The 11,838-nt window shown below is 70.7% G+C and carries 10 protein-coding genes; 7 read left to right on the top strand and 3 right to left on the bottom strand.

The genetic code is table 11. The features are described 5' to 3' along the window. Nucleotides 1–111: 111 nt before the first annotated feature. The 3 genes from pknB to CCN56_RS43905 all read left to right on the top strand — a co-directional run bounded on the left by pknB (nucleotide 112) and on the right by CCN56_RS43905 (nucleotide 3,658). The gene (gene pknB, locus CCN56_RS23735) at nucleotides 112–1,992 is read left to right on the top strand and encodes a Stk1 family PASTA domain-containing Ser/Thr kinase (RefSeq protein WP_179199964.1); all 1,881 of its coding nucleotides are present in this window, start codon (nucleotides 112–114) and stop codon (nucleotides 1,990–1,992) included. A gap of 6 nt (nucleotides 1,993–1,998) precedes the next feature. Beyond that, the gene (locus tag CCN56_RS23730; protein WP_086829805.1) at nucleotides 1,999–2,859 is read left to right on the top strand and encodes a deoxyribonuclease IV; all 861 of its coding nucleotides are present in this window, start codon (nucleotides 1,999–2,001) and stop codon (nucleotides 2,857–2,859) included. Nucleotides 2,860–3,235: 376 nt separating this feature from the next. Continuing rightward, nucleotides 3,236–3,658 (top strand): DUF4396 domain-containing protein, encoded by a 423-nt coding sequence (locus CCN56_RS43905; protein ID WP_086829801.1) that lies wholly within the window; start codon nucleotides 3,236–3,238, stop codon nucleotides 3,656–3,658. Nucleotides 3,659–3,695: 37 nt separating this feature from the next. On the opposite strand, the gene CCN56_RS23715 is transcribed toward CCN56_RS43905, so the two are convergent. Then, nucleotides 3,696–4,352 (bottom strand): sulfite oxidase-like oxidoreductase, encoded by a 657-nt coding sequence (locus tag CCN56_RS23715; protein WP_041128809.1) that lies wholly within the window; start codon nucleotides 4,350–4,352, stop codon nucleotides 3,696–3,698. 178 nt (nucleotides 4,353–4,530) lie between these two features. Here CCN56_RS23715 and bfr point away from each other — a divergent pair, with 178 nt between their 5' ends. After that, entirely contained in the window at nucleotides 4,531–5,007 is a 477-nt protein-coding gene (gene bfr, locus CCN56_RS23710; protein ID WP_041128810.1) for a bacterioferritin, read from the top strand. Between the two features lie 16 nt (nucleotides 5,008–5,023). Here the strand turns inward: bfr and CCN56_RS23705 are convergent, their stop codons facing one another. Both CCN56_RS23705 and CCN56_RS23700 read right to left on the bottom strand, forming a co-directional pair. Further along, entirely contained in the window at nucleotides 5,024–5,272 is a 249-nt protein-coding gene (locus CCN56_RS23705) for a bacterioferritin-associated ferredoxin (RefSeq protein WP_041128811.1), read from the bottom strand. Between the two features lie 122 nt (nucleotides 5,273–5,394). Next, on the bottom strand, nucleotides 5,395–6,747 hold the full coding sequence (locus CCN56_RS23700; protein ID WP_086829809.1) for a class II 3-deoxy-7-phosphoheptulonate synthase: 1,353 nt from the start codon (nucleotides 6,745–6,747) through the stop codon (nucleotides 5,395–5,397). A 168-nt stretch (nucleotides 6,748–6,915) separates the two neighbouring features. Between CCN56_RS23700 and CCN56_RS23695 the strand changes: the two genes are divergently transcribed. The 3 genes from CCN56_RS23695 to CCN56_RS23685 all read left to right on the top strand — a co-directional run bounded on the left by CCN56_RS23695 (nucleotide 6,916) and on the right by CCN56_RS23685 (nucleotide 11,824). Next, entirely contained in the window at nucleotides 6,916–9,699 is a 2,784-nt protein-coding gene (locus CCN56_RS23695) for an N-acetylmuramoyl-L-alanine amidase (protein WP_086829807.1), read from the top strand. A gap of 90 nt (nucleotides 9,700–9,789) precedes the next feature. Further along, the gene (locus tag CCN56_RS45900) at nucleotides 9,790–9,846 is read left to right on the top strand and encodes a trp operon leader peptide (RefSeq protein WP_101392327.1); all 57 of its coding nucleotides are present in this window, start codon (nucleotides 9,790–9,792) and stop codon (nucleotides 9,844–9,846) included. Between the two features lie 109 nt (nucleotides 9,847–9,955). Next, nucleotides 9,956–11,824: an anthranilate synthase family protein gene (locus CCN56_RS23685; RefSeq protein ID WP_086829798.1), complete on the top strand. Its 1,869-nt coding sequence runs from the start codon at nucleotides 9,956–9,958 to the stop codon at nucleotides 11,822–11,824. Nucleotides 11,825–11,838 lie beyond the last annotated feature (14 nt).

The following is an 11,838-nucleotide window of genomic DNA, read 5'->3' as shown; positions in this document are numbered from 1 at the left end:
TCCAGCAGGGCGCGGGGGGGGCGGCCCGCACCGGGGCCGGGTGCGTCACAGGTGCGCTGCAGTACAGGGCGCCGGGCCCGGCCCCCCGCACCCTCCTCGTAGACTCGGCCCGTGGACACGACCCTTCAGGACCCCCTCGTCGGGCGGCTGCTCGACGGCCGCTACCGCGTCGACGCGCGCATCGCCGTCGGCGGGATGGCCACGGTCTACCGGGCCGTCGACACCCGCCTCGACCGCGTCCTCGCGCTCAAGGTGATGCACCCCGACCTCGCCACGGACGCCGCCTTCGTCGAGCGGTTCATCCGCGAGGCGAAGTCCGTCGCCCGGCTCGCGCACCCCAACGTCGTCGGCGTCTTCGACCAGGGCGCCGAGGGCGCGTACGTCTATCTGGCGATGGAGTACGTCGCCGGCTGCACCCTCCGCGACGTCCTGCGCGAGCGCGGCGCCCTCTCGCCCCGGGCCGCGCTCGACATCCTGGAGCCGGTGCTCGCCGCGCTCGGCGCCGCGCACCGGGCCGGGTTCGTGCACCGGGACATGAAGCCGGAGAACGTCCTGATAGGGGACGACGGCCGGGTGAAGGTCGCCGACTTCGGTCTCGTCCGGGCCGTGGGCTCGGCGACGGCCACCACCGGCGCGGTCCTCGGCACGGTCTCGTACCTCGCGCCGGAGCAGATCGAGCACGGCACCGCCGACACCCGCGCCGACGTGTACGCCTGCGGTGTCGTCCTCTACGAGATGCTGACCGGCGGCAAGCCGCACTCCGGCGACACCCCCGCCCAGGTGCTCTACCAGCACCTGAACACCGACGTGCCCGCCCCCTCCGCCACCGTCCCCGGGCTCGCCCCGGAGCTCGACGACCTGGTCGCGGCGGCCACGGCCCGGAACCCCGAGCTCCGTCCGTACGACGCCGTCGCCCTGCTCGCCCTGCTCCGGGAGGCCCGCGCCGGGCTCGGCGACGAGCAGCTGGACGCGGTGCCCCCGTCGGCCCGCTCCGAGGCCCGGGACACCGCCGAGGACCGGACCAGCGTGATCGCCAGGCCCGCACCCGTGGAGCACACCAACCGGCTGCCCGCCCCGGAGGCGCCCCGCGCCGGCCGCCGGCGGCCCCCGCGCGGCCCCCTCATCGCCGTCGTCGCCGTCCTGCTCGCCCTCGGCCTGGGCGCCGGCGTCTGGTACATCAATTCCGGCCAGTTCACCCGCGTCCCCGCCGTCCTCGGCCAGTCCGAGGCCGCCGCGACGAAGCGCCTCACGGACGCCGGTCTCGACGTCGGCACCACGAAGCGCGCCTTCAGCGACGTGTACGAGCGCGGCACGGTCATGGCCGTCGACCCCGCCCCCGGTGAGCGCGTCCGGGGCAACGGCACGGTCACCCTCACGCTCTCCCGCGGCCCGCAGATCGTGAAGGTGCCCAACCTCAAGGGCAAGCCGCTCGCGGAGGCCAAGCGCGTCCTGGAGCAGGAGGGCCTGGCGCCCGGGGTGATCACCCACTCCTTCAGCGACTCCGTCGCGCAGGGCTCCGTGATCGGCTCCGACCCCGAGCCCGGCACCGAGCGCAGCCCCGACTCGGCCGTCGCCCTGGTGGTCAGCAAGGGCTCTCCGATCGACGTGCCCGACGTCAGCGGCGAGACCGTCGCCGACGCCACGGCCGCCCTCCAGGAGGAGGGGCTCACCGTGAAGGTCGCCCCGGAGCGGATCAACTCCCCCGAGGAGGCCGGAACCGTCGCGGCCCAGTCCCTCGCCGGGGGCAGCCGGGCCGCCGAGGGCGACGTCATCACCCTGACCGTCTCCAAGGGCCCCAAGCTGGTCGAGGTCCCGGACGTGACGGACCGGTCGACCGAGGACGCCCGGACGACCCTGGAGGACGCGGGCTTCGAGGTGGAGGTCAAGAAGTCCTTCCCCTACCTCGGCGACAAGGTCGCGAGCCAGTCCGTGGAGGGCGGGCAGACCGCGCCCGAGGGCTCCACCATCACCATCACGATCAAGGGACTCTAGAGACTCATGCGCAACCCCGTCGGCGGCCATGTCCCCGTGGCCGGTGGCCTCGCCACGGTCGGCCTCGGGTACGCCCGCGAGCTCGGCGCCGAGACCGTGCAGGTCTTCGTCGCCAACCCGCGCGGCTGGGCGACCCCGACCGGCAACCCGGTCCAGGACGAGCGGTTCCGGGCCGAGTGCGAGGCCGAGTCGATCTCGGTCTGGGTGCACGCCCCGTACCTGATCAACTTCGGCTCCCACACCGAGGCCACGGTGGAGAAGTCGGTGGAGTCGCTGCGGCACTCGCTGCGCCGGGGCCGGGAGATCGGCGCGAAGGGCGTGGTCGTGCACACCGGCTCGGCGACCGGCGGCAGGCCGCGCGAGGTGGCCCTCGCCCAGGTGCGCGAGCGGATGCTGCCGCTCCTCGACGAGCTGACGCACGAGGACGATCCGGATCTGCTCCTGGAGTCGACGGCGGGCCAGGGCTTCTCGCTCTGCTCGCGGACCTGGGACTTCGGCCCGTACTTCGACGCGCTCGACCGCCACCCCAAGCTGGGCGTCTGCCTCGACACCTGTCACATCTTCGCGGCCGGGCACGACCTGGCGGGCCCGCACGGCGCGGCGCAGACCCTCGACCTGCTGGTGGACACGGTCGGCGAGGGCCGGCTGAAGCTGGTCCACGCCAACGACTCGAAGGACGTGGTGGGCGCCCACAAGGACCGGCACGCGAACATCGGCGCCGGTCACATCGGCGAGGAGGCCTTCGAAAAACTGCTGCGCCACCCGGCCACCGACGGCGTACCGTTGATCATCGAGACCCCCGGCGGCAAGGAGGGGCACGTCGCCGACGTCGAGCTCCTGAAGAAGCTCCGCGAGCGCCGAGGATGATCATTTCCTCTTGAGGAATACCCTAGGGGGGTATACGGTTCCTGTCGACGACAGAACCGTAGAGCGAGGCTGGGGGCACCTCATGCAGCACGAAGCGCACGCGCACCACGACCATTCCGGCCACGAGGGCCACGCCGGCCATGAGGGGCACGCCGGTCACCAGGGTCACGAGGGTCACCACCAGAACCACGACTCCCACGCGGGCCACGGGGACCACACCGCCCACGCCGGTCACGGCACCCACACCGGCCACGACGCCCACGCCGGTCACGAAGGCCACGGCACCCACACCGGTCACGAGGGTCATGCGGGCCACGAGGGCCACGACGCCCACGCGGGCCACCACCACACCCCCGGCGGCAAGGTCTCCTGGTCCATGGCCGCCCAGGCCACGCTGCACTGCCTCACCGGCTGCGCCATCGGCGAGATCCTCGGCATGATCATCGGCACCGCGTTCGGCTGGGGCAACCTGCCGACGATGATCCTGGCGATCATCCTGGCCTTCTTCTTCGGCTACGCGCTCACCCTGCGCGGCATCCTGTCCGCCGGCGTCGACTTCAAGACGGCCTTCAAGGTCGCCCTCGCCGCCGACACCCTCTCGATCGCCGTCATGGAGATCATCGACAACGGCGTCATCGCCCTCTGGCCCCGCGCCATGGACGCGCACCTCGACGAGGCGCTCTTCTGGATCGCCCTCGCGGTCTCGCTCGTCATCGCCTTCGTGGTGACCACGCCGGTCAACAAGTGGATGATCGGCCGCGGCAAGGGCCACGCGGTGGTCCACCAGTACCACCACTGAGTCACCGCCGAAGCACCACCGAGACGGTCCGGAGCCGCTACAGCTCCGGGCCGTCTCCCGGTTCCTCCTGGTACGAGTAGCGCTGCTCCGTCCACGGGTCACCGAGGTTGTGGTAGCCGCGCTCCTCCCAGAAGCCCCGGCGGTCGGCCGCCATGTACTCGACGCCCCGGACCCACTTGGGCCCCTTCCAGGCGTACAGGTGCGGGACGACGAGCCGCAGCGGGAAGCCGTGCTCGGCGGTGAGCAGCTCCCCGTCCTTGTGGGTGGCGAAGATCGTGCGGTCGGACGCGAAGTCGGCGAGCCGCATGTTGGCGCTGTAGCCGTACTCGGCCCACACCATCACGTGCGTCACATGGGGCGCGGGCGGGGCGAGCTCCAGGATCGTGCGGGCGGGGACACCACCCCATTCGGCCCCGAGCATGCTGAATTTCGTGACGCAGTGCAGATCGGCCACGACCGTGGAGAACGGGAGGGCCGAGAACTCCTCGTGGTTCCAGCACCGCTTGTCGCCGTCGGCCGTCGCCCCGAAGACGCGGAACTCCCAGCGGTCCGGCTTGAACTTGGGGACGGGCCCGTAATGGGTGACCGGCCAGCCGCGCTGGAGCCGCTGCCCCGGCGGCAGATCCGGCGGAAGGTCCGGCGAACGATCCGGCTGACCCGCTTCCCGGTGTGCTCCGCTCTCCGGCTGACCCATGTCATCCATGGTGACAGACGGCGAGGGGTGGTCATGACCAGGCGACCATACGGGCGACTCGATTCGGGCAACTCACACTAAGCCTGCACTTACTGGACGCCCCCCATTCGGGGTGCGAGGATGCGGCCATACCGCCTGGTGACGGCATGGACACGTAGCGTGGAAGGATCCTGAAGCGATGCAGGGCGACCCCGAGGTCCTCGAGTTCCTCAACGAGCAGCTGACCGGCGAGCTGACGGCCATCAACCAGTACTGGCTGCATTACCGCATCCAGGACAACAAGGGGTGGACGAAGCTCGCCAAGTACACCCGCGAAGAGTCCATCGACGAGATGAAGCACGCGGACAAGCTGACCGAGCGCATCCTGATGCTCGACGGCCTGCCCAACTACCAGCGGCTCTTCCACGTGCGGGTCGGCCAGACGATCACCGAGATGTTCCAGGCGGACCGCCAGGTCGAGGTGGAGGCGATCGACCGCCTGAGGCGCGGGATCGAGGTCATGCGCGCCAAGGGGGACGTCACGTCCGCCAACCTCTTCGAGGAGATCCTCGCCGACGAGGAGCACCACATCGACTACCTGGACACGCAACTGGAGCTGATCGAGTCCCTGGGCGAGGCGCTGTACCTCTCGACGCTCATCGAGCAGCCCAGCTAGGACGGCCCCGAGGGCTCTAGGCCGCTTCCTGGAGCTCGGCGACCGTCTCCGCCGTCAGGGCGGGCATGCCCTGGTCCACGAGCTCGCGTCGCGGGCAGTTGCCGCGCCCGAGGATGGCCTGGATGCGACGGACGCAGGAACCGCAGTCCGTACCGGCCTTGCAGGCGGAGGCTATCTGGCGGGGTGTGCAGGCGCCCGCGTCCGCGTGCTCCTTGACCTGCTTCTCCGTGACACCGAAGCATGAGCAGACGTACACGCGGTTCACCTCCCGCCGAGATCGTTAAGGCTAACCTAACCTTACCTGGCGCCTCGGAGGCGCAAAAGCCCTCGATACGGAGATGGGGCACGGATCACAACGATCCGTGCCCCGTCTCCGCAAGAACCTGCTTACTGATCGCGGTACATCTCCGCCACCAGGAACGCCAGGTCGAGCGACTGGCTGCGGTTGAGCCGCGGGTCGCAGGCCGTCTCGTAGCGCTGGTGCAGGTCGTCGACGAAGATCTCGTCGCCGCCGCCCACGCACTCGGTGACGTCGTCACCGGTGAGCTCGACGTGGATGCCGCCCGGGTGGGTGCCGAGGGACTTGTGGACCTCGAAGAAGCCCTTGACCTCGTCGAGCACGTCGTCGAAGCGGCGCGTCTTGTGGCCGGAGGCCGCCTCGAAGGTGTTGCCGTGCATCGGGTCGGTGACCCAGGCGACGACCGCACCGGAGGCGGTGACCTTCTCGACCAGCTCGGGGAGCTTGTCGCGGACCTTGTCGGCGCCCATGCGGACGATGAAGGTCAGCCGGCCCGGCTCGCGGTCCGGGTCGAGACGGTCGATGTAGGTGAGCGCCTCGTCCACCGTGGTGGTCGGGCCGAGCTTGATGCCGATCGGGTTGGCGATCTGCGAGCAGAACTCGATGTGCGCGTGGTCCAGCTGGCGGGTGCGCTCACCGACCCAGACCATGTGGCCGGAGGTGTCGTACAGCTTGCCGGTGCGCGAGTCCGTACGGGTCAGGGCGCCCTCGTAGTCGAGCAGCAGCGCCTCGTGCGAGGAGTAGAACTCGACCGCCTTGAACTCGGCCGGGTCGGTGCCGCAGGCCTTCATGAAGTTCAGGGCGTTGTCGATCTCGCGGGCGAGCGCCTCGTAGCGCTGGCCCGAGGGGGACGACTTCACGAAGTCCTGGTTCCAGGCGTGCACCTGGCGCAGGTCGGCGTAGCCACCGGTGGTGAAGGCGCGGACCAGGTTGAGCGTGGAGGCGGAGGCGTTGTACATCCGCTTCAGCCGCTCGGGGTCCGGGATGCGGGCCTTCTCGTTGAAGTCGAAGCCGTTGACCGAGTCGCCGCGGTAGGTCGGCAGGGTCACGCCGTCGCGGGTCTCGGTGCCCTTGGAGCGGGGCTTCGAGTACTGGCCGGCGATGCGGCCGACCTTCACGACGGGCACGGAGGCCGCGTAGGTGAGGACGGCGCTCATCTGGAGCAGCGTCTTGAGCTTGGCCCTGATGTGGTCGGCGGACACGGCGTCGAAGGCCTCGGCACAGTCGCCGCCCTGGAGCAGGAACGCCTCGCCACGGGCGACGGCTCCCATCCGGGCGCGCAGCTGGTCGCACTCGCCGGCGAAGACGAGCGGAGGATACGACTCGAGGTCCGCGATCACATCGCGCAGAGCCTCGGCATCGGGGTACTCGGGCTGCTGCGCCGCGGGCAGGTCTCGCCAGGTCGCCTTGGCGACGGCGTGGGAATCAGCGTTCACGGTCACGAGCACCACAGTAAGGGGTTCTTCGTCCGGACCTGTCCCCCTGCCCAATGACTGAGACGCGCGTCTCGAACGCCAGCCCGAAATGTCCCCCGAGGATCTTCGCGCCATCGAGGGGTGTTACCCTGCGGCCCGTTTAACAAGAGCAAAGTCGAGTCAGCAGGGGTGGGCGTGACCCAGAGGCATCGCAGGGACCGCAAGAAGAAACGACTCTTGTACGGAGCGGCGGCGGCCGTCGTCGCCACCGCCACCATCGGCACCATCGCGGTCGCCTCACCGGGCCTCCTCGGTGCGGCGGGCGACGGCAAGCCCGGGGGTGACTCTTCCCTCCAGGAGCAGTTCGCAAACGCGGCGCGCGAGTTCGATGTGCCGCAGAGCGTGCTGATGGCGGTGTCGTACCAGCAGAGCCGGTGGGAGTCGCACGACGGCGAGCCGAGCACGATCGGCTCGTACAACGTCATGGGTCTGACGAAGGTCGACCCGGAGGACGTGGACCAGAAGGTCACCGACGAGCAGATCGACCACTTCAACGGCTCCGGCCGGCCGGAGATCGAGAAGACCTTCGACCGCGAGAAGGTCCGGCGCATCCTGGAGAAGGCGCTCGTCGACACCGACGACCCCCGGCTCCACACCCTGGACAAGGCCGCCGAGCTGATCGACAGCTCCACCGAGGCCGTCCAGAACGACACCGCGGCCTCCATCCGGGCCGGTGCGGCGCTTCTCGCCGATTACCAGAAGCAGGCCGGCGCCGAGCTGTCCGACGAGCCGGGCGACTGGTACCCGGCCGTGGCGCGGTTCAGCCAGTCCCCCGAGAAGAAGGGCGCCGACCTCTTCGCGAAGCGCGTCTTCGACTCGATCAAGACCGGTGAGCGGGAGCTCACCCTCGACGGCGAGCAGGTCGCCCTGCCGGCCGACCCCGCGGTCGACCCGGTCAAGCCGTCGAACGTGCCGCTGGCCGCGACCTTCGCGAGCACGACGGAGACCACGCTCCCCGAGTGCCCCGCCGGCCTCAACTGCAACGTCAAGCTGAGCGTCCCCAACTCCACGGGGAAGAAGAACTACACCGCCGGTGACCGCCCCAACCAGGGCGTGGACATCCGCCAGATCGTCATCCACGACACCGAGGGCGGCTACGACGGCTCGCTCCAGGTGCTCACCGACCCGACCGGGTCGGGCAGCGCGCACTATCTGATCCGCGCCTCGGACGGTCTGGTCACCCAGATGCTCGAGAACAAGAACCTGGCGTGGCACGCGGGCAACTGGACCCACAACATGCACGCGATCGGCGTGGAGCACGAGGGCTACGCCATCAAGGAGGGCAGCTGGTACACCCCGTCCCAGTACGCCTCCTCCGCCGCCCTGGTGAAGTTCCTCGCGAACAAGTACGGCGTGCCGATCGACCGCGAGCACATCATCGGCCACGACGAGGTGGCGCTCCAGACGGACAACAACGTCGCCTCGCTCCACTGGGACGCGGGCCCGTACTGGGACTGGAACTACTACATGTCCCTCCTGGGCGCCCCGCAGGGCGACAAGGGAGCGGGCGGTCTGCTCCGCGTCGGCCAGGTGGTCCGGGTGGTCCCGCCGTTCACCACGGCGAACCAGCCGCCGCTGACCACCGGCGGCACGGCCGTCCCGGCGCGTCCGTCCAACTTCGGCTACCTGTACACGTCGCCCTCGACGAGCGGGACGCCACTGAAGGACCCGTACTACAGCTCGGGCTGGTCCGAGGGCTCGAACTACGGCGACAAGGTCCGCGCCGGCGGCCTCTACGTCGTCGCCGAGACCCGCACCGACTGGACGGCGATCTGGTACGCGGGTGAGAAGGCCTGGTTCTACAACCCGGGCGGCCAGTACACCGTGCCGGTGTCCGGCGCCACGACGGTGAAGCTCAGGGCCGACCTCGCCTCGACCAAGGTCTTCGGCCGCTCCTTCCCGGACACCGCCGCCTACACCGCGGCCGGCCTGACCCCGCCGGGCGACGAGAACGACCCGCTGTCGAAGTTCACCTTCTCCTCCGGCCAGGCCTACGTGAAGGCCGGTCCCGCGGTGAAGGGCGACGACTGGTTCGGCTCCGCCCAGAAGAACGTCGTCGGCAACGTGCTCTTCGTGCCGATCCGCTTCCACCACAAGATCGTCTGGGTGAAGCAGAGCGACATCGTGGAGGCGCCCGGCGCCGCCCCCGTCGCCACCACCGACCGCTACAACGTCATCGCCCGCGACGCCTCCGGCGTCCTCTGGCAGTACCAGGGCACCGGCACGGGCAGCGCGCCGTTCCTGGCCAAGTACCGGGTCGGGTCCGGGTGGGGGATCTACAACACCCTCACCCCGCTGACCGCGCTCCGCGCCGACGGCACCGGGGACATCGTCGCCCGGGACAAGGACGGCGTGCTCTGGTACTACCAGGGCAGCGGCAACCCGAACTCGCCGTTCAAGACCCGTCTCAAGGTCGGCGGCGGCTGGGGGATCTACAACAAGCTGCTCGGCGCGCGGGACATGAACGGCGACGGCCGGCCGGACCTGATCGCCCGCGACGCCTCGGGCGTGCTGTGGCTGTACACGAACACGGGCGCCACCCCGAACCCCTTCGCGACCCGCGTCAAGGTCGGCGGCGGCTGGAACGTCTACAACGAGCTCATCAGCACCGGCGACATGACCGGTGACGGCAAGCCGGACCTGATCGCCCGCGACACGACCGGCACGCTGTGGCTGTACAAGAACACGGGCGGCTCCCCGAACCCGTACGCCACCCGTGCCAAGGTCGGCGGCGGCTGGGGCGTCTACAACGTCATGGTCGGCCCGAGCGACCTGGACAAGGACGGCAAGCCGGACCTGATCGCCCGGGACGGCTCCGGCGTCCTGTGGTTCTACAAGAACACGAACGGCTACCCGAACCCGTACGCCCCGCGCGTGCAGGTCGGACCCGGCTGGCAGACGTACAACCTGATCGTCTGACCCGCACCGCCCGGTCTCGGGGCCCGGCTCGCACCGTCCGCGGTGCGGACCGGGCCCCGTTCCCGTTCCCGGCTGGGTTACAGTGCTCGCATGTTCGCGCACTCGAACCAGAACTGGTGGTGGACCGCTCATCCGGCGGCCCACTGATCGCGCGTACACCGACAGACTCGCGAAGGCCGCCCAGAGGGGCGGCCTTCTCCCGTATCCGGGGCCGTTCCTCCTCTCCGTACTCCCACCGGAAGGAACGACACGTCCCATGGACCTCTCCCGTCTCCTCGACGACTCCTGCCCTCCCTTCGCCCTGCTGCGCCGCCGCACCCCCGGCCGTGACCACGACGCCGTCGAGGTGCTGATCGGCCGGGTCCACGAGGCCGAGCGCCTCGCGGAGCTGCCCGTGGGCCCGATGCCGACGCTCGCGCTCGTGCCCTTCCGGCAGATCCGGGAGCGCGGCTTCGACGTGCGGGACGACGGCACCCCGCTCTCCGTGCTCGTCGCCGACGAGGCGTACGAGCTGCCGCTCGACGAGGTGCTCGCCGCGCTGCCCGCCCGTGACGTACGGGTGGAGGGCGGCGGGTTCGACGTCTCCGACGAGGAGTACGCGGAGACCGTGCGGCGGGTCATCGACGAGGAGATCGGCTCCGGCGAGGGCGCGAACTTCGTCATCCGGCGCACCTACACCGGCGAGATCCCGGGCTTCGGGCGCGCCGACGCGCTCGCCCTGTTCCGGCGGCTGCTCGCGGGCGAGCGGGGCGCGTACTGGACGTTCGTCGTGCACACCGGGGACCGGACGCTCGTCGGGGCGAGCCCCGAGGTGCACGTCCGGATGTCGGGGGGCACGGTCGTGATGAACCCGATCAGCGGCACGTACCGCTACCCGGCCGGGGCCGCCCCGACCCCCGAGGACCTGCTCGCCTTCCTCGCCGACCGCAAGGAGACCGAGGAGCTCTCCATGGTGGTGGACGAGGAGCTGAAGATGATGTGCACGGTCGGCGACATGGGCGGGGTGGTGGTCGGGCCGCGGCTGAAGGAGATGGCCCATCTCGCGCACACCGAGTACGAGTTGCGCGGCCGGTCCTCGCTGGACGTGCGGGAGGTGCTGCGGGAGACGATGTTCGCGGCGACCGTGACCGGCTCGCCGGTGCAGAACGCCTGCCGGGTGATCGAGCGTCACGAGGAGGGCGGCCGGGGGTACTACGCGGGCGCCCTGGCCCTGCTCGGTGCGGACGCGAACGGGGCGCAGACGCTGGACTCCCCCATCCTGATCCGTACCGCCGACATCGCCTCCGACGGCCGGCTGCGGGTACCGGTCGGGGCCACGCTCGTACGGCACTCGGACCCGGACGGTGAAGTCGCGGAGACCCATGCGAAGGCGGCGGGGGTGCTCACCGCCCTCGGGGTACGGGAGGGGCGGCCGCACGACGGGTCCCCGGTGGCGCCCCGGCTCGCCGACGACCCCCGGGTGCGGGCCGCGCTCGACGCGCGCCGCGCCGACCTCGCGCCGTTCTGGCTGAAGATGCAGGCCCGGTCCGCGGAGCTGTCCGGGCACGCGCTCGTGATCGACGCCGAGGACACCTTCACGGCGATGCTGGCGCACGTCCTGCGCTCCTCGGGCCTCGAGGTCTCGGTGCTCCGCTACGACGAGCCGGGGCTGCGGGAGCTGGCGCTCGCCCACGAGGGGCCGATCGTCCTGGGGCCCGGCCCGGGGAACCCCTCGGACGCGTCCGACCCGAAGATGCGCTTCCTGCGCGGCCTGACGGCGGAGCTCGTACGGGAGCACCGCCACGGCCTGTTGGGGGTCTGCCTCGGGCACGAGCTGATCGCGGCCGAACTGGGCCTGGACATCGTCCGCAAGCGGACCCCGTTCCAGGGGGCGCAGCTGCGGATCGACCTCTTCGGACAGGAGCAGACGGTCGGCTTCTACAACAGCTTCACGGCGCGGTGCGACGACCGGACGGCGACGGAGCTGGCGCTGCACCGCATCGAGGTGAGCCGGGACGCGGAGACCGGCGAGGTGCACGCCCTGCGCGGACCGGGCTTCGCCGGGGTGCAGTTCCACCCGGAGTCGGTGCTCACGACGGACGGCGCGGCGCTGACGGCCTCGCTGCTCGCGGGGGTGCTGGTCTAGGGCCTGTTTCAGAA

Origin of the sequence: Streptomyces sp. NRRL B-24572 (assembly GCF_002156145.1) — a bacterium.
GTDB classification, from domain to species: Bacteria; Actinomycetota; Actinomycetes; order Streptomycetales; family Streptomycetaceae; genus Streptomyces; species Streptomyces vietnamensis.
Note: the sequence above shows the minus strand (reverse complement) of the source record. Positions and strands in the feature narration are given on the sequence as shown.

Bases quoted from the DNA above. Each gene is read 5' to 3' on its own strand.
- bfr (WP_041128810.1), top strand. From the start codon at position 4,531: ATGCAGGGCGACCCCGAGGTCCTCGAGTTCCTCAACGAGCAGCTGACC.
- CCN56_RS43905 (WP_086829801.1), top strand. From the start codon at position 3,236: ATGGCCGCCCAGGCCACGCTGCACTGCCTCACCGGCTGCGCCATCGGC.
- CCN56_RS23730 (WP_086829805.1), top strand. From the start codon at position 1,999: ATGCGCAACCCCGTCGGCGGCCATGTCCCCGTGGCCGGTGGCCTCGCC.
- CCN56_RS23685 (WP_086829798.1), top strand. From the start codon at position 9,956: ATGGACCTCTCCCGTCTCCTCGACGACTCCTGCCCTCCCTTCGCCCTG.
- CCN56_RS23715 (WP_041128809.1), bottom strand. From the start codon at position 4,352: ATGGGTCAGCCGGAGAGCGGAGCACACCGGGAAGCGGGTCAGCCGGAT.